We start from the raw sequence: 18,485 nt of genomic DNA, 5'->3' as shown, positions 1-18,485 counted from the left end.
GGGGGGGGGGTCCGGGGGGGCTCTGGGCGCGGGGGTTGCGCCCTGGGGGGGGGGGGGTATTGGGGTTTATCCCCCCCCGTTGGGTCCCCGGGCCCCGGGGGGCCGGGGGGGGGGGGGGGGGCCGCCGCGCGTCCGCAGGTGGGCCTAAGGCGTGTCCTAGGCCGCCGTGGCCGTCCGCGACGTGACCAGGCGGACGAGACCGTCGACCGTGCGGAAGTTGTCGAAGTCCATGTCCGCCGGGCCGAGGGTCAGGGCGAATTCCTTCTCGACGAAGAGCGCGAGCTGCATCGCGAAGAGGGAGTTGACGTAGCCGAGGGCGAAGAAGTCGTCGTTGTCGGCGAGCGGCTGGCCGGCCAGGTGCGGGGCGAGGAACTCGCGGACCCGGGCGCGCACGTCGTCGTTCGTCATATCGGGTTTCTCCTTGGGTAGTTCGAGGATCAGTAGGTGTAGAAGCCCTGGCCGGTCTTGCGGCCCAGGAGTCGTGCGTCGACCATTTTCTGGAGCAGGGGGGCGGGGCGGTACTTGCTGTCCTTGTAGCTCTCGTACATGACCGTGATCGAGTTCAGGATCGTGTCGAGGCCGATCAGGTCGCCGGTCTCCAGGGGCCCCATCTTGTGGCCGAAGCAGCCGCGGAACATCTTGTCGACGTCCTCGGCCGAGGCGATCTGGTCCTGGACGCAGAAGATGGCCTCGTTGATGGTCACCATGAGGACCCGGTTGGTGATGAAGCCGGGGGCGTCCTGGACGACGATGCCCTCCTTGCCCATGTCCGCCAGCAGCCCGAGCGCGGTGTTCAGCGTCTCCTCGCTGGTGAAGTGGCCGCTGACGACCTCGACGGTGTCCATCATCGGGACGGGGTTCATGAAGTGCAGCCCGAGGATCTCGGCCGGTCGCCCGGTGACCGAGCCCACCCGGGTGATCGGCACGGCCGAGGTGTTCACGCCGAAGATCACTCCAGGGCGGCAGACGGTGTCGATCCGCTCGTACACCGTGCGCTTGATGTCCCAGTCCTCGGTGACGTTCTCGACCACGAAGTCGGCGTCGGCCAGCGAGGTGAGCTCGGTGCCGGTGGTGATCCGGGCGAGGACGGTCTTGACGTCCTCCTTCAGCGGCTTGCCGAGCAGCATCGGCTGGACCAGCAGGTCACGGCCGATCTGGGCCACCGCGCTGTCGAGCTGAGCCGGTGAGATGTCCACGAGGATCACCTCGAACCCGGACTCCGCGAAGGACTGGGCGACGCCGCGGCCGATCGTGCCGGCGCCGATCACGCCTACGGTTCGGATGCTCACGGGGATACCACCTTTGCGGGATAGAAGGAGGGGAGTGGGGGTGCCCGGTCAGGCCCGGGCGTCCCTGGTGTCCAGGTGATCGGCGAGATCCGCGATCGTGACATAGCGGAACAGGTCGACCATGGAGACCCGGATGTCCATGGTCTTCTGGATGCTCTGGGCGATCCGGAGCGCGGCCAGCGAGTCCACCCCGAGCGCGAACGAGGTGTCATGCACGTTGAGTTCGGTGAGATCGAGCTCGCGGGCCCAGATCCGGGCGAGCGCGCGCTCGGTGTCGCTGAACTCGCCGCTCTCCTTGCCGAAGAGCTTCGGCTCGCCGTCGGACGGCGTGCCGTCCGGCGGTGCGGCGGATTCGCCGGCACTGCTGCGGGCCGCGGCGACGGCCTGCCGGATCGGGGCGGCCAGCACCAGCGGCGCGCGGCGCAGCAGCTCCGTGAGCTCGTCGGACCCGCCCAGCTTGCGGTAGTTGACCTCGCCGACGATCACCGGGGTGCAGGCCGAGGCGAGGATCTCCTCGAAGCTGCTGAGACCGTCCTCGACCGACACCGACCGGAAGAAGCCCTGGTCCTGCCGGACTCCGTGGTCGAAGGCCATGCCGGTTTCCAGCCAGTCGCTCCAGTCGACCGTCACCGTCCGCCGGCCGCGCGCGGAGCGCTGCTCGGCGAACTGGTCCAGGTAGCTGTTGGCGGCTGTGTAGTCGCCCTGCCCGGCCGCGCCGAAGATCGCCACCGTGGAACCGAAGTTGACCATGCAGTCCGGCGGATCGTCCTGGGTGACGAGGTCCAGCACGGTGGCGCCGAGCACCTTGGGGTTCAGAGTACGACGGAAGGTCTCCGCGTCCTTGCGGAAGAGGAAGCCGTCCCCGGCGACACCGGCCGCGTGGACGACGCAGCCGATCGCGCCGAGATCGGCGCGGATCTTCGCGACGACTCCCGCCATGACCGTCAGGTCGGTGACGTCACCGGAGTAGCTGCGGACTTCGGCACCGTTCCGCTCCAGGTCACGCAGCGCCTCGATCTGCCCGCGCAGCTTGGCGTCGGTGACGTCGTCCCACCGCTCGCGCGGCGGCAGTTCGGTGCGGTTGACCAGGGCCAGCCGCACACCCGGCCCCGAGCGGCTCAGATGGCGGGCGACCGCGAGTCCGAGTCCGCCCAGACCGCCGGTGATGAGGTACACCCCGTCCGGGCGGACCGGCGCGGACCTCGGCTGCTCCCGCAGGTGCAGCGGTGCGAGCTCCGCGACGTACCGGTGCCCGTCGCGCAGCGCGACGGTGGCGGGTGTCCGGGCTCCGAGCAGTTCGGCGCAGACGGCCTCGGCGCCGGTGTCGCCGGCGATGTCGAGGCAGAACACGTCGGTGTTCTCGTACTCCTGGCCGATCACTTTCGCCAGGCCGAAGAGCGTCGCGTGGACCGGGGCCGTCTGCGGCTCGGTGCCGGTCACTCGTGCCACCGAGGGGGCGACCACACTGAACCCGGCCGGGGCCACGCCGCGCTCGGAGAGGCTGCGGGCCAAGTGGAACAGGCTGTGGACGCCGTGGCCGAGCCTGGCCTCCAGGAGCGACAGATCCTGCTGGACGCCGTCGTCGGCAGGGGCCGCGACGTGCACGACCTCGTCCGGGAGTTCCGCACCGAGTGCGTCCAGCAGCCGGCCGAAACCCTCCTGGGTGGGCGGCACTTCGTACCGGTCCGGAAGTGTCTGCTGCCACCGGTCTGCGAGTACCGCCTCGGCGACGCTGACGCCGCGCGCACGCAGTGCGGCACTCAGCTCGGCGCCGATGCTGCCCTGCTCGCCGATCACCAGGACCCGGGTGGGCGGCGCCCGGCGCTCCTCGGGTGCCGGTGCCGGGACCCAGCGGAGGGTGTGATGACGGGTGTGCGGGCGCAGCCGGGCGACCGTGCGCTTGGCGTCGGTGACGCGCTTGACGGTGAAGCCGCGGATCTCGGCGGCGGTGGCCCCCGACTCGTCGCAGATCACCACGTCGACCTTGCGGAACTCGGCGTTGTTCACATAGCCCGGATGCGGTTGGACGAAGCTCAGGCCGCGAGCGGGCAGCGGGCCGTGCAGGAGCAGCGAGTCGTAGCCGACCGGGAGGAAGAAGTCCCGGTCGCCGAGGGCGAGTCGACGGTCGTCGGCGGTCTCCAGGACGGCGAATCCGCTGAAGCCGGTGGCCTGGTCGAGCAGGGTCGGGTGCAGGAGGTGGTCCTGGCACTCGGCCCGGTACTGCTCGGGCAGGTCGAGTATGCCGAGGGCGGCCCGGATGCCGACGTGCACGGTCGGGAGGCTGCTGCGCCAGCGGTCGCCGAACTCCATCACCTTGTGCTCGCTCTGCCGCAGGGCGATGTCCACGCTCTCCAGCGAGCAGAGCGCCCGCAGCGCGGCCGGATCCTGCTGCGGCGCGGGGGCGGTGTGCGGCCTGACGCCGACCGTACCTTGGACATGCACCGTCCAGTGGTCGCTCGCCGGGTCGTGGCTGGCGACGGTGAACTCGGCCTGCTGGTCGTCGAGTTCGCGGACGGTCGTGTGCGCGGTGCGCGGGGTTCCCTCCTGCACCAGCAGCGGCACGAGGAAGGTCACGTCGCGGAGCTCGGTGACCGGCCGGCCGAAGTGCAGCGAGGCGGCGGCGCGGGCCATCTCCAGATAGGTGGTTCCGGGGACGATCGCCTCTCCGAGCAGCTTGTGTTCGGAGAGCACCCAGTGCCGTTCCAGCGAGAACTCGGTGAGGAAGACGGACTGGCCCATCGTCCGGAGCAGGACCTGGTCCAGCAACGGGTGCGGGCCGGGCGTGCGCCGGACCGCCGCCTGCGGGATCCGGGGCTCCAGCCAGTAGCGCTTGCGCTGGAAGGGGTAGGTGGGGAGGGGGATGCGGCGGCGCTGCTGCTGGGCGAAGTAGGCGGCCCAGCTGGGCCGGGCGCCGGTGAGCCAGAGGTTGCCGAGGGTGCGCTGGATGATCTCGGTGGCGGTACGGCGGTCGCGCTTGTGGGGGAGCGAGGCGAGAGCCGTGGCCTCGATGCCCGCACTGGTGAGGATGCGCCGGGCGAGGCTGCTGAACGTCTGGCCGGGGCCGACTTCGAGCAGGGTGACGTGCGGCTCGGTGGCGGCGGTCCGGACGCCAGCGGAGTACTCGACGCAGGCGCGGACGTGGTTGCCCCAGTAACCCGGGTCCACCGCCTGGCTGTCGGTGATCCACGTGCCGGTGAGGTTGGAGACGAACGGCACCTGCGGAGCACGGCGGTCGACGGCGGCGACGGCGGCGACGAACTCTCCGACCATCGGCTCCATCAGATGGGAGTGGAAGGCGTGGGAGGTGGCGACGGGCTGGGTGGCCCAGCCGTGTTCTTCGGCGAGGGTGGTGAAGGCCTGGATGGCGTCGTGGGGGCCGGAGACGACGCAGTCGCGGGGGCCGTTGTGGGCGGCGAGCGAGAGGCCGTGGGGCAGGGCGGCTTCAATGGTGGAGCGGTCGGCCATGACGTTGAGCATGGCGCCGGGGGCCTGGGCCTGCATGAGGCGGCCGCGCAGGGCGACGAGGCGCAGGGCGTCGGGGAGGGTGAAGACGCCCGCGACGCAGGCGGCGACCCACTCGCCGAGGCTGTGGCCGAGCATGGCGGTGGGGGTGATGCCCCAGGAGTGCCAGAGCCGGGTGAGCGCGTACTCGACGACGAAGAGGGCGGGTTGGGCCCACTGAGTCCGGTCGAGTCGGCTGTCCTCGGTGAAGATCACCTCGCGGATGTCCTGGTCGAGCTGCGGCCTGAGCAGCTCGGCGCACTCGTCGACGCAGGCGCGGAAGACGGCTTCCTGCTCGTACAGGTCACGGGCCATGCCGGAGTGCTGGGAGCCCTGGCCGCTGAAGACGAACACCAGCGGTGTGGCGCCGCCCGTGACGTGACCGGTGACGACGTTGGCCGGGTCCCGTGCCTCCAGAGCGGCCGCGACGGCTTCGGCGGAAGAGCCGGTGACGGTGCGGCGGTGCGGGAACGTGCGGCGGCCGGTGGCCAGGGTGTGGGCGGCGTCGGCGAGGTTGGGGTTCTCGCGGCGCAGGTGTGCGGCCAGCCGGTCGGTGGCCGCTTCGAGTGCCTCGGCCGTACGAGCCGAGAGGACCAGCGTCTCGGTCGGGCGCGGGCCGGCCGGAGAGGGATCGGCGAGCGGGGCCTCCTCCAGGATGAGGTGGGCGTTGCTGCCGCCGAAGCCGAAGGCGCTGATCCCGGCGCGGCGGACGCGACCGTCGGTGCGCGGCCAGGAGCCGGGCTCGGCCTGGACCCGGAAGGGGCTGGTGGCGAAGTCGATGTCGGGGTTGCCGCGGGTGTAGTTCAGCGAGGGCGGCAGCAGCTCGTGCTCGAGTGCGAGCGTGGTCTTGAGCAGGCCCGCGATGCCGGCGGCGGCGTCGAGGTGCCCGACGTTCCCCTTGACCGAGCCGAGGGCCCAGGACCCGGTGTCGCCGAACGCCCGTGACAACGCCTGCACCTCGATCGAGTCACCGATCACGGTGCCACTGCCGTGCGCCTCGACGTAGTCGATGTCCTCGGGGTCGACCTCCGCGGCGGCGAGCGCCTCCGTGATCACCTCGGCCTGACCGCCGACGGTAGGGGCGGTGAAACTCGCCTTGACCCCACCGTCGTTGTTGATCGCCGATCCCTTGATCACGGCGTGGACGGTGTCGCCGTCGGCCAGCGCGTCCTCCAGCCGCTTCAGGGCCACCACGCCGACACCGTTGCCGAAGACCGTGCCCCGGGCGTCCGCGTCGAACGGGCGGATGTGTCCGTCCGGGGAGAGGAAGGCCCCCTCCTGGTACGGGTAGCCGGTGTTCTCCTGCACCTTGTAGGAGACCGCACCCGAAAGGGCCATGTCGCACTCGTAGTTGAGCAGGCTCTGGCAGGCGGAGTGCAGCGCCACCAGCGAGCTGGAGCAGGCGGTCTGGACCGGGAAGCTCGGCCCCCGCAGGTCGAGCTTGTACGACACCCGGCTGGTCAGGAAGGCGAGTTCGAAGCCCAGGCCGACGTTCTCGCCCTTGATCGCCTCGCCCTGCTCCAGGTTGCCGAGGATGTTCCCGAGGTAGGCGGTGGTGCTGGCGCCGCCGAAGACGCCGGTTCTGCCGTCGTACTGGGCGGCGTCGTATCCGGCGTGCTCCAGTGCCTCCCAGGCCGTCTCCAGGAAGAGCCGGTGCTGCGGGTCCATGATCTTCGCCTCGCGGGCGGTGTACCCGAAGAACTCCGCGTCGAACAGGCTGATGCCCTCGAACCTGGGTGCGGCCTTGACGTAGTCGGGCCGGCCGAAGACCTCGGCCGGCACCCCGGCCGCCGTCAGCTCCTCGTCGGTCAGGGCGACGATCGACTCGACGCCGTCGCGCAGGTTCGACCAGAACTCGGTCAGGTCCCCCGCGCCGGGGAAACGCCCCGCCATCCCGATGATCGCGACGCCGTCCCGTTCCGGGAGATCCGTGAACTCATTGGTCATCATTCGCCCCTTGCCGTCCGACGCCGTTGCTGGTGCTGACGCCGGCGCTGCTGCATCTTCTCTCTGCGTTCCTCAAGTGCCTTGAGGCTGCCGCCCGTTGGCTGCTGCTCGGGCTTCTCGACCAGGCCGGCCAGGTGGGCCGCCGTCAGTCCCTCGTACAGGTCACCGAGGGCGAGCTTCGTGCCCAGCCGGGTGTTGATGGTGCTCACCAGCTGGATCGCGATCAGGGAGTTGCCGCCCAGATCGAAGAAACTGTCCTGGATGCCGACCTTCTCGATGCCCAGCAGCTCCTGCCACAGCTCGCAGATCGTGCGCTCGGTGTCGCTGCGCGGTGCCACGAACTCGGTGAGGATGTCCGGGCGTTCGTGCGCGGCGCCACGGGGTGCCGCGGTGGCGTCCTGCTCCAGCGAGAAGGCGTTCTCGAACAGCGCCGAGAGCTCGGCGGGCGACACGATGACCTGCGACTCCGAGACCCGGGCCAGGATCGTGTCGAGGGCCCACAGCCCTTCGGCGGGCGACATGGCGCGCTCGTCCACCTGCTCGGTGCCGGACGGCGCGGCGGTACCGACCGCCATGCCGATCTCCCGCCACGGACCCCAGTCGATCGAGATCACCCGCCGGGTGCGCCCCCGGTCCTGGGCGAAGGCGTCGAGGAAGCAGTTGGCGGCGCAGTAGTCGACCTGGCCGACACTGCCGATGTTCGCACCGTTCGAGCCGAACAGGACCAGGAAGTCCAGCTCCTGGTCCGCCAGCACCTCCTCCAGCACCAGGGTGCCGTGCACCTTCGGGCGCAGGACCTCGGCGGCCGCCTGGAGGTCCTTGAGCTGGATCAGGCCGCCACCGGCGACGCCCGCCGTGTGGAAGGCGCCGTGGATGGCCCCCCACCGCTGGGTGGTCCGCCGGACGGCCTCGCTCATCGCCGCCTGGTCGCTCACGTCGGCCCGGAACACCAGGAGCTCCGCACCTGCGTCCCGCAGGCGGACCAACTCCCGTACGGTATCGGCGAGTCGGCCCTTGCCCGGGTTGCCGGCGAGCCAGGAGTCCCACTCCGCGGCGTCGGGCAGCCGGGTACGCGCGGTGAGCGCGATCCTTGCCCCCGCTGCCGCGAGGTGCCCGGCCAGGGCCAGGCCCAGGCCGCCGGTGCCGCCGGTGACCAGGTAGACACCGTCCTTGCGCACCACCGGCGACTCGTCGAGTCGGGGCAGTGGCTGCGGCAGGTAGTGCTGGGACCAGCGGTGCCCTCCTCGGTGCGCCACCGTTTCCGTACCGGGCTCCGGATCGGCTGCCAACTCGGCCATCAGCTTCCCCAGTTGGGCATGGGTGGGAGCTGCCTGGCAGTCGAGGTCGACGCTGCGGCAGGTGGTGCCCGGCAGCTCGCGGGGCAGCACGCGACACGGGCCCAGCAGGGTGGCCTTCAGCGGCGAGAGCGGCTCGGCGCCGGTGACGTTGTGCAGGCCGTTGCTGAGCACCCAGATCCGGCGCGGCTCGCCGTCCGGGTGCTGGACGAGGGCCTGAGTGAGGCGGATCAGACTCTCGAAACCGTGCTGGAGACTGCCCTCCTCGCCCGGCGCGGTGACGCTCCAGCCGTGCACGATGTGGGTGGGCACGCCGGCAGGGCCGTTCCGCAGGGTGCTGATCAGCCGCTCGTAGCCGGAGCTGTCGGCCGGGTCGATGGCGTAGTGGCCGTCTCCCCGGTCGGACCAGGCGTCGGCCGCCGCCACCACGGTGACGGTGGCACCGGCGGCCCGCAGCTGCTCGGTCACCGCCTCGCCCACACCCAGGCCGTCGGCGAAGACCAGCCAGTGCCGGGTGCAGTCCGGCTGCTCCCCGGCCGGGAGAGGCGCCCGCTGCCAGGACGGGGCGTAGAACCACTGCGTGATGTCGTCGCGGCGCGCCGCGGCACGACCGGTGGCCCGGGCCGTCGTGGCCTGTCGGTCGAGCCAGTAGCGCTTGTGTTGGAAGGGGTAGGTGGGGAGGGGGATGCGGCGGCGTTGTTGGTGGGAGTGGTAGGTGGTCCAGTCGGGTGTGGTGCCGGTGAGCCAGAGGTTGGTGAGGGTGCGTTGGACGGTTTCGGAGGGGGTGCGGGGGTCGTGTTTGTGGGGGAGTGAGTTGAGGGTGGTGGCCTGGGTGGCGGTGTTGGTGAGGATGCGGCGGGCGAGGCTGGTGAGGGTTTGGCCGGGGCCGATTTCGAGGAGGGTGGTGCCCGGTTCGGTGGTGGCGGTTCGGATGCCGGTGGCGTATTCGACGGTGGCGCGGATGTGGTGGCCCCAGTAGGCGGGGTCGGTGGCCTGCTGGTCGGTGATCCAGGTGCCGGTGGTGTTGGAGACGAAGGGGGTGTTCGGTGCCTGGCGGGGCACGCCTGCGACGGCGGTGGTGAATTCCGTGATCACCGGTTCCATGAGGGGGGAGTGGAAGGCGTGGGAGGTGGTGACGGGTTGGGTGGCCCAGCCGTGTTCTTCGGCGAGGGTGGTGAAGGCCTGGATGGCGTCGTGGGGGCCGGAGACGACGCAGTCGCGGGGGCCGTTGTGGGCGGCGAGCGAGAGGTCGTGGGGCAGGGCGGCTTCGACGGTGGAGCGGTCGGCCATCACGTTGAGCATGGCGCCGGGGGCCTGGGCCTGCATGAGGCGGCCGCGCAGGGCGACGAGGCGCAGGGCGTCGGGGAGGGTGAAGACGCCCGCGACGCAGGCGGCGGTCCACTCGCCGAGGCTGTGGCCGAGCATGGCGGTGGGGGTGATGCCCCAGGACTGCCAGAGCCGGGTGAGGGCGTACTCGACGACGAAGAGGGCGGGTTGGGCCCACTGGGTCCGGTCGAGTCGGGGGTCCTGGGTGAAGATCACCTCGCGGATGTCGTCGCCGAGGTGTGGTGCGAGGAGTTCGGCGCATTCGTCGACGCAGGCGCGGAAGGCGGGTTCGTGCTGGTAGAGGTCGTGGGCCATGCCGGTGTGCTGGGAGCCCTGGCCGCTGAACAGGAAGACCAGTGGTGCGGTTTCGCGGGTGGTGTGGCTGGTGGTGACGTGGGCGGGGTCGCGGGTTTCCAGGGCGGTGGCGATGGTGTCGGGGGTGGTGCCGGTGACGGTGCGGCGGTGGGGGAAGGCGCGGCGGCCGGTGGCCAGGGTGTGGGCGGCGTCGGCGAGGTTGGGTTGTTCGCGGCGCAGGTGGGCGGCCAGTCGGTCGGTGGCTTCTTCGAGTGCCTGCGGGGTGCGGGCGGAGAGGACGAGTGTTTCGGTGGGGCGTGTGCCGGCGGGGGAGGCTTCGACGGCCGGCGCTTCTTCGAGGATGAGGTGGGCGTTGTTGCCGCCGAAGCCGAAGGCGCTGATCCCGGCGCGGCGGACGCGGCCGTCGGTGCGCGGCCAGGGGCCGGGCTCGGCCTGCACGTGGAAGGGGCTGGTGGCGAAGTCGATGTCGGGGTTGCCGCGGGTGTAGTTCAGCGAGGCGGGGAGGAGTTCGTGCTTGAGCGCGAGCGTGGTCTTGAGCAGGCTCGCGATGCCGGCGGCGGCGTCGAGGTGGCCGATGTTCCCCTTGACCGAGCCGAGGGCCCAGGACCCGGTGTCGCCGAAGGCCCGTGACAGCGCCTGCACCTCGATCGGGTCGCCCAGCGAGGTGCCCGTGCCGTGCGCCTCGATGTAGTCGATGTCCGTGGGTGCGAGGCCCGCGCCGGCGAGCGCGGCGGAGATGACCGCGGCCTGACCGCCGACGGTCGGTGCCGTGAAGCCGACCTTCACCGCGCCGTCATTGTTGATCGCCGAGCCCCTGATCACGGCGTGGACGGTGTCGCCGTCGGCCAGCGCGTCCTCCAGCCGCTTCAGCGCGACCAGACCGACACCCGTCCCGAAGACCGTGCCCCGGGCGTCCGCGTCGAACGGGCGGACGTGCCCGTCGGGGGACACGAAGGACCCGTCCTGGTGCAGGTAGCCGGTGCCCGGGTTCGGGTCGACGTGGACGCCACCCGCCAGGGCGAGGTCGCACTCCCCGGCGAGCAGGCTCCGGCAGGCGGTGTGGGCGGCGACCAGCGCGGTCGAGCAGGCGGCGCGCAGCGAGACCGCGGGGCCCTTCAGGTCCAGCTTGTACGACACCCGGGAGGCCAGGAAGGCGAGTTCGTTGGCCACCAGGATCTGGGTCTGGCCCAGGGTGTCCACGATCTGCTGGTGCGAGTAGACGTGCTGGACGTAGCGGTTGGCCCCCGCGCCGCCGAAGACACCGGTTCTGCCCTCGTACCGGGCGGCGTCGTAGCCGGCGTGCTCCAGCGCCTCCCAGGCCGTCTCCAGGAAGAGCCGGTGCTGCGGGTCCATCACCTCGGCCTCGCGGGCGGTGTACCCGAAGAACTCCGCGTCGAACAGGTCGCTGCCGGCGAAGGCGGGCGCGGCCTTGACGTAGTTCGGCTGTCCGAAGACCTCGGGCGGTACCCCGGCCGCCGTCAGCTCCTCGTCGGTCAGGGCGACGATCGACTCGACGCCGTCGCGCAGGTTCGACCAGTACTCGGTCAGGTCCTCGGCGCCGGGGAAGCGTCCCGCCATCCCGATGATCGCGACACCACCGCGCGCCGCCGTCACCGCGCCGCCCGGAGGCCGTCGACGAGCGCGCCGAGGGTGCGCACGGTGGGGCCCTCGTAGACGATGGTCAGCGGTACGGCCACCGCCAGCTCCTGACGCAGCCGGTGGACGACCTGCAGGCCGAGCAGTGAACTGCCGCCCAGTTCGAAGAAGTTGTCCTGCACGCCGACACTCTCCAGGCCGAGCAGCTCCTGCCAGATCTCCGCCACCCGGTGTTCGGTCTCGCCGTTCGGGGCGACGAACGGGTTGCGCAGGTTGGGGCGCTCGTGCCGGGCGGCCGGGGTCGGCGCCTCGGCCACCGGGTCGGTCCACAGTTCGTGACGCAACGTCAGATCGCCGGTGGAAGTGATGATCTGCGCCTGGGGCACCGCGTCGAGCAGGGCGTCGAACACCTGCCGGCCCTCGGTCGGGGTGAGTGCCAACTCGCGTACTGCCGCGCCGAGTTCGGAATTCGCCCGGTCCTCCTGGGAGAAGTGCCAGGCCTCCCAGTTGACGCTGGTCCAGGGCAGGGCCGCGCTGTGGTTCCGCTGGGCGAAGGCGTCGAGCGCGGCGTTCGCGGCGGCGTACGCACCGAAGCCGAGTCCGCCGAGCAGCGAGGCGATCGAGGAGCAGATGACGGCGAAGTCCACCTGCTGGTCGGCCAGCACCTCGTGCAGCACCTGCGTGCCGTAGAGCTTGGGGCCGAAGTGCCAGGAGGCCTCCTCCGCGCCCAGGACCGCGACCTCCCGGTGGGCCGCCGTGCCGGTCGTGCCGGCACAGTGCAGCACGCCGTCGATCGGGCCGAACTCCCGCAGGACGCGCTCCTTCAGGGCGAGCATGGCCGTGCGGTCGGAGACGTCCGTGGCGGTCGCCAGCACCTCGGAGCCGAGCGCCTCGATCTCCTGGACGGCACGGATCGCGGACCGGACCGCTTCCGGGTGCTGCGGATCGGCCCAGCTCTCCCGGGGCGGCAGGCCCGTCCGTCCGATCAGTACCAGGCGCACCTCGGCCCGGTCGGCGAGGGCACGGGCCAGCAGCAGGCCGATCTTCCCGAGGCCGCCGGTGACCAGGTACACCCCGCCGGGGCGGACCGGGGACCCGCCCCGGGGGCGCGGCGCGCCGGTCACGTACGTCGGCGCCCAGCGGTGCCGTCCGCGCAGCGCGATGGTGCGCTCGCCGGGCGGGGCGGCGAGGTCGGCCAGTAGCTGGTCGACCAGCCCGGGTACGGCCTGCGGGCCTTCGGGGCGGACGTCGAAGTGGACGCAGCTGAGCGAGGGGTACTCCTGCGGCAGCACCCGGCACAGGCCCTGGACGGTCGCCTTCGGCGGGCAGAGCGGCTCGTCCCCGAGGACGGCGTGCACCTCGGAGGACAGCACGTCCCAGCGCTGCCGCTGCGTCATCAGCTCGGCCTCGGTGGCCTGGGCCCAGTGGACCAGGCTGTCGAAGGAGCGGTGCAGCAGGGCCCGGACGTCCTCGGGCGCGGTGGCCCGGTCGGCGTCGTCGCCGACGCTCCAGCAGTGCACCACCCGACCGGGCAGCGGCCCCTCGGCGCGCAGCGCCTCGGCGAGCCGGTCGAAGTGCTCCGGCCGGGCGGGGTCGAGGACGTACTCGCGCTCGCTCCTGCGGTGCCACTCGGCTCCCCGTGAGACCGTGCGCACGGTGGCGCCGAGACCTTCGAGGCGGTCGGCGAGGTGGCGGCCGACACCGGTCTCGTCCGCGAAGACGAGCCAGCGCTCGTCGGCCGGGCCGACCTCGGCGGGCCGCGGTGCGCCGGCCAGCCGCTGCCAGGACGGCGTGTAGAACCACTGGGGCAGGTCGCCGCGCCGCTGCTGGGCCGAGCCGCTGCCGGGCTGGGCGGTGCCGGGTTCGAGCCAGTAGGTGCGCCGCTCGAAGGGGTAGGTGGGGAGCGGTACCCGCCGGGCGCCGGCCGTGGCCGGGAAGGGGCGCTCCCGGCCGGCGAGCCAGAGACGTCCGGCGGCCCGCAGGAGTGCGGTGCGGTCGCTCTGCCCGAGGAAGGCGCCGGGGAGGGACGGGAGGACGACCCGGTCGGTGCCGGCGGCGGCGGGGTGCTGGATGGCCCCGGGGGTCAGGGCCGGCGCGGGGCCGATCTCGACGATCGCGATGTCCGGGACGGACCACAGGGTGGCCAGGCCGTCCGCGAACCGCACGCTCTCCCGTACGTGCCGGGCCCAGTACTCGGGGCTGGTGGCCTCGTCGTCGGTGATCCAGGTGCCGGTCAGGTTGGAGACGAACGGCACGGCCGGGGCGTTCAGCCGGACCGAGCGGACCAGTTCGGCGTAGCGCTCGACGACCGGGTCCATCATCGGGGAGTGGAAGGCGAAGCGGGTGGTCAGCCGGCGGGTGGCGATGCCGGCGGCCAGCAGTTCGCCGGCCACCCGCTCGATGCCCTCGACGGTGCCGGAGAGCACGCAGGTCTGCGGACCGTTGATCGCGGCGAGGCAGACGTCCGCGTCGGTGTACCGTGCGACGGCCTCCTCGGAGAGCGGTACGGCGAGCATCGCGCCCTCGCCCTGCTCCTCGATCAGCCGGGCGCGCTCCGCGACCAGGCGCAGGGCGTCGGGCAGCGAGAAGACCCCGGCCGCACAGGCCGCGACGTACTCGCCCAGGCTGTGACCGATCATCACCTCGGGCTCGACCCCCCGGGCGGCCCAGAGCCTGACCAGGGCGTACTCGAGGGCGAACACCGCGGGGTAGCCGAGGCGCGGCTGGTCCAGCGGGTGCTCGCTGCGCTCCGGCTGGAGCAGCAGCCTGCTGAAGTCGAAGGGCTGCCCGGGGGCGGCGTCCGCGGACTCGTCGACGGTGAAGACGAGTTCGCGGATGTCCGTGCCGAGCAGCGGCTCGAGCAGTCCGGCGCACTCGTCCATCGCTGCCCTGAACTCCGGCTCCTGGGCGTAGAGTTCGCGCGCCATGCCGGGGAACTGGGAGCCGAAGCCGGTGAACATGAAGGCCACCGGCCGGTGCGGGGCCTCGGGCGCGGTCGCGGTGAGCAGCCGACCGTCGTCGCGGGCGTCGAGCGCCGCCAGCGCCTCCTCGGTGCCGCCGGCCACCAGCATCCGTCGGTACGGGAACGCCCGGCGGCCCTGCTGGAGGGTGAACGCGACATCGGCCAGCGGGAGTTCGGGGTGCGCCCGGAGGTGGTCGTGCAGCTGGTCGGTGGCCGCCTCCAGGGCCTCCGGGCTCTTCGCGGAGAGCACCAGCAGCTGCTCGGCGCCGTCGGCCGGCCGGGATTCGCGCGGCAGCTCCGGGGCCTGTTCGAGGATGACGTGGGCGTTGGTGCCGCCGAGGCCGAAGGAGCTGACCCCGGCGCGGCGCGGGCCGTCGCCCTCGGGCCAGGGCAGCAGCTCGGTGTTGACGTAGAACGGGCTGCCGGCCAGGTCGATCCGCGGGTTGGGCCGCTCGAAGTGCAGGGTGGGCGGCAGCTGCCCGTGCTCCACCGCTAGCACGGTCTTGATCAGGCCGGCGACCCCGGCGGCCGAGTCGAGGTGGCCGATGTTGGTCTTGGCGGAGCCGAGGGCGCAACTGCGCTCCCCGACCCCGGAGTAGGCCGAGGCGAGTGCGGAGAACTCGATCGGGTCGCCCAGGACGGTGGCCGTCCCGTGCAGCTCGATGTAGCCGATGCTCTCGGCCGGCACGTCCGCGTTCGCCAGCGCGGTGGAGACGACGGCGGACTGGGTGGCGGCGCCGGGCGCGCTGAAGCCGGCCCGGCGGGAGCCGTCGTTGTTCAGCGCGGAGCCCTTGATGACCGCGTGGATGTGGTCGTTGTCGGTGATCGCGTCCTTGAGGCGCTTGAGCACCACCATCCCGACGCCGTCGCCGCCCACCGTCCCCCGGGCGCGGGCGTCGAAGGTGCGGCAGTAGCCGTCCGGCGAGAAGATGCCGTCCGGGCGGTAGACGTAGCCCTTGCTCCTGGTCCCGTCGACGGCGACGCCGCCGGCCAGTGCGGTGTCGCACTGGTAGGCCAGCAGCGCCTGGCACGCCTCGACCACGGCGACCAGTGACGTGGAGCAGGCGGACTGGATGTTGAGGGCGGGGCCCTCCAGACCGAGCTTGTAGGAGACCCGGCTGGCGAGGAAGTCCGGCCGGTTGCCGATCACCGTCTGCTTGTCGCCGAGGATCTGCGCGGCGCCGGGCTGGGAGGCGATGTTGAAGAGCAGGTAGGTGTTGTTGCCCGCGCCCGCGTAGACGCCGACCAGGCCGTCCTGGCGACCGGCGTCGTATCCGGAGCTCTCCAGGGCGGCCCAGGCGCATTCGAGCAGGACCCGGTGCTGCGGGTCCATGAGTTCGGCCTCGCGCGGGGAGTAGCCGAAGAAGGCGGCGTCGAACTTCTCGCTGTCCGCCAGCGGGTAGCCCGCGCCGACGAAGTTCGGGTCGGCCAGGGTGGCGGCGTCCACGCCCCGGGCGGCGAGCTCCTCGTCCTCGAAGCGGGTGACGGAGCAGACGCCCGCCTTGAGGTTGCTCCAGTACTCCTCGACCGTCCGGGCGCCGGGGAAGCGGCCGGCCATGCCGACGACGGCGATGTCCAGACTGTCGTCGAACTCGGAGAAGCCGTCGGCCTGTTCGGAGTCCGGCTCGGCGTCCACGGTGGGGTCGGGCTCGGGGGAGTGCTCACTCATGGTGACCTCGCTTCGCTTGCAGCTGCTGCTGGCGGCGCTTCAGCAGGGCGTTCTGCTGAGTGCTCCTGCCGCGGGTGGCGGCCGGTGCCGCCCCCTGCCTCTGCTGCGAGAGCAGCTCGGCCTGGGCCCGGACGGTGGTGTGCTGGAACAGGTCGAGCAGGTCGACCTCCCGGCCGGTCGCCGCCCGGAGCCGGTGGTGCAGCCCGACCATGAGCAGGGAGTGCCCGCCGATGTCGAAGAAGTTCTGGTCGGTGCCGACCGCTTCGGTGCGGAGGACCTCCTGCCACACCTGCGCCACCAGTCGCTCCAGTTCGTTCCGCGGTGGCAGTGGCGCGGTGGCGGGCTCGGCGGGCCGGGGCAGCCTGCCGCGGTCGACCTTGCCGTGCCCGGAGAGCGGCAGCCGGTCCAGCGTCACCATCGCCTGCGGCACCATGTGCGGGGAGAGCCGCTCCCGCAGGTGGCGCTCCAGCCCGGCGGTGCTGAACCCGGGGCCGTGCGGCTCGATGTAGGCGACCACCCGCCGGTCGCCGGGGACGTCCTCGCGGACGACGGCGATGGCGTGGCGCACCTCGGGGTGGCTCTTCAGCGCGGCCTCGATCTCGCCCAGGGCGACCCGGAAGCCGCGGATCTTGATCTGGTCGTCGCGCCGGCCGAGGAAGGCGATCGTCCCGTCGGCCAGGCGGCGGACGATGTCGCCGGTGCGGTAGAGGCGGGAGCCCGGCCCGCCGCCGAGGGTGTCCGGGACGAAGGCCGCCGCGGTGAGGTCCTCCCGGCGGTGGTAGCCGCGGGCGAGGTTGCCGCCGCCGATCAGCAGCTCTCCGACGACGCCGACGGGCGTGGGCCGGCCCGCCGCGTCCACCACGTGGGCCCGGGTGCCCGGGAGCGGAACGCCGATCGGCGCGGTCTCCCACTCCGCCTCCGGGTGGTCGGCCACGGCGAGGGTCAGCACACCGACGGTGGTCTCGGTCGGACCGTAGTGGTTGAAGACCCGGCAGTGCGGGACGAGGCGCTGGAGGGCGCGCAGCCAGCGCCAGTCGGAGGCCTCGCCGCCGATGACCAGCAGGCGGCGCGGCAGGAGCTCGGCGAAGCGCGGCGAGGTCTGGAGGGCCCGGAGGTGGGAGGGCGCGATCTTCAGGCAGTCGACCCCCCGGGTCTGCACCCAGTCGGCCAGCCTCTCCGCGTCCAGCGCGACGTCACGGGAGATCAGCTGGACCTCGCCGCCCGTGCACAGCGGCGGGGCGAAGGCCGTGACGCTGGAGTCCACCGTCAGCGGCTGCACCATCGCGTAGCTGAGCGGCCCGTCGATGCCGAGCCGCCGGACGACGGCGCGGGTGTAGCCGACGAGCTGGCGGTGCTCGATCACCACGCCCTTGGGTTTGCCGGTGGAGCCGGAGGTGTAGAGCAGGTACGCGGCGTCCCCCGGGGCCGAGTGCCCGGCCGGCGGGTCCTCGTCCGGCCGGCCGGCCAGCACGGTCAGCCCGGCGTCGAGCTCGACCACCCGGTGTCCGGTGTCGAGCGGGGCGGTCGCCACCACGATCCGCACGGCCGCGTCGGCGAGGATGCCGTTCCGCCGCTCGGCCGGGTCGTTCGGGTCCACCGGTACGTACGCGCCACCGGCCTTGAGGATGCCGAGCACGGCCACCATCAGCCGTACGTCGCGATCGGCGCACAGGCCCACCGTCACCTCGGGGCCGACGCCGCTCTCGCGCAGCAGGTGGGCCAACTGGTTGGCCCGGGAGTTCAGTTCGCGGTAGCTGAGGGCGGCGCCCTCGGAACGGACGGCGATCGCTTCGGGGGTGCGGGCGGCCTGCTCCTCGAAGAGCCGGTGGAAGCACCGGTCCGCCGGCTCGCCCGGGACGCCGTTCAGCGCCTCGATGACGCGCTCCTCCCCGGCGGTGAGCAGGGGCAGCTCGGCCACCGACCGGTCCGGATCGGCCGTCGCGCCTTCGAGCAGCCGGAGCAGGTGGTCCACCGCGCGGCGGGCGGTGGCCGGGTCCAGGACGTCGGTGGCGAACACCAGCTGACCGGTCAGTTCGCCGTCGACGTGGCAGAGTTGGAGATCCAGGTCGCAGGAGGTGGTCTCGGGCACGGGACGCGGTTCCGGCCGGAAGGAGAAACCCGGCCAGAGGTGGACGGCCGCGCCGGTGCGGACCTCTTCGGCCGCCGCCAGCGCGGCGCCCGCCCGCCGGACCAGGTCCCGGAAGCTCCCGCCGGCCTCGACGCGGACCGGCGTGGTCACCCCGGCGCCGTTGGTCACCCCGACCGCGAGCTCGGCCTGTCCGCAGTACCGGTGCAGCAGGGCCAGGTGGAGGGCGAAGGCCGCCGCCGGGAGCCCGCCTCCGCAGGCTTCACCCAGCTGCCGCAGGGCGGCGCTCGCCCCGGCGGGGACGACGAGGGGGACCGAGCCGGCCCGGTGGTCGCGCCGGGCCGGAGGCGTCCGGTCCAACGGGAGCTCCGGGGCGGCGGGCAGCTCGACGGGGCGCCCTTCGGCATCGGGGCCGGGCACGGGAGGTGCGGGGTGGCGCAGTGTCATGAGGGTTGCCTCGAGGAGTCTGGGGGCAGGACGTACGTCACCCGTCTCGCCG

6 protein-coding genes are annotated in these 18,485 nt (G+C 72.5%); all 6 read right to left on the bottom strand.

What is annotated here, in order from left to right; genetic code table 11:
* Nucleotides 1-156: 156 nt before the first annotated feature.
* From ACFVVA_RS32235 to ACFVVA_RS32210, 6 genes are read right to left on the bottom strand one after another with little or no spacing between them, the layout of a single operon-like run.
* Nucleotides 157-408, bottom strand: coding sequence for an acyl carrier protein (locus ACFVVA_RS32235; RefSeq protein WP_387694289.1), 252 nt, complete (start codon nt 406-408; stop codon nt 157-159).
* A 29-nt stretch (nt 409-437) separates the two neighbouring features.
* Complete coding sequence (locus ACFVVA_RS32230) at nt 438-1,289, bottom strand: 3-hydroxyacyl-CoA dehydrogenase family protein (RefSeq protein WP_387694288.1); 852 nt, start codon at nt 1,287-1,289, stop codon at nt 438-440.
* Nucleotides 1,290-1,337: 48 nt separating this feature from the next.
* Nucleotides 1,338-6,737: an SDR family NAD(P)-dependent oxidoreductase gene (locus ACFVVA_RS32225; protein ID WP_387694287.1), complete on the bottom strand. Its 5,400-nt coding sequence runs from the start codon at nt 6,735-6,737 to the stop codon at nt 1,338-1,340.
* The gene (locus tag ACFVVA_RS32220) at nt 6,737-11,287 is read right to left on the bottom strand and encodes an SDR family NAD(P)-dependent oxidoreductase (RefSeq protein WP_387694286.1); all 4,551 of its coding nucleotides are present in this window, start codon (nt 11,285-11,287) and stop codon (nt 6,737-6,739) included. Before ACFVVA_RS32220 ends, ACFVVA_RS32225 begins: the two co-directional genes overlap by 1 nt.
* Nucleotides 11,284-15,900 carry an SDR family NAD(P)-dependent oxidoreductase gene (locus tag ACFVVA_RS32215; RefSeq protein ID WP_387694285.1) on the bottom strand — a complete coding sequence of 1,539 codons (4,617 nt, stop codon included), beginning with the start codon at nt 15,898-15,900 and terminating at the stop codon, nt 11,284-11,286. Before ACFVVA_RS32215 ends, ACFVVA_RS32220 begins: the two co-directional genes overlap by 4 nt.
* Nucleotides 15,893-18,433, bottom strand: coding sequence for an amino acid adenylation domain-containing protein (locus ACFVVA_RS32210; protein WP_387694284.1), 2,541 nt, complete (start codon nt 18,431-18,433; stop codon nt 15,893-15,895). The genes ACFVVA_RS32215 and ACFVVA_RS32210 overlap by 8 nt, the downstream gene beginning before the upstream one ends.
* Nucleotides 18,434-18,485: the final 52 nt, after the last annotated feature.

Origin of the sequence: Kitasatospora sp. NPDC058048 (genome assembly GCF_042885555.1) — a bacterium.
Lineage (GTDB): Bacteria > Actinomycetota > Actinomycetes > Streptomycetales > Streptomycetaceae > Kitasatospora > Kitasatospora lactacystinica.
Note: the sequence above shows the minus strand (reverse complement) of the source record. Positions and strands in the feature narration are given on the sequence as shown.

Excerpts from the sequence above, each read along its gene's own strand:
- ACFVVA_RS32225 (WP_387694287.1), bottom strand. The coding sequence starts at position 6,737 with ATGACCAATGAGTTCACGGATCTCCCGGAACGGGACGGCGTCGCGATC.
- ACFVVA_RS32210 (WP_387694284.1), bottom strand. The coding sequence starts at position 18,433 with ATGACACTGCGCCACCCCGCACCTCCCGTGCCCGGCCCCGATGCCGAA.
- ACFVVA_RS32215 (WP_387694285.1), bottom strand. The coding sequence starts at position 15,900 with ATGAGTGAGCACTCCCCCGAGCCCGACCCCACCGTGGACGCCGAGCCG.
- ACFVVA_RS32235 (WP_387694289.1), bottom strand. The coding sequence starts at position 408 with ATGACGAACGACGACGTGCGCGCCCGGGTCCGCGAGTTCCTCGCCCCG.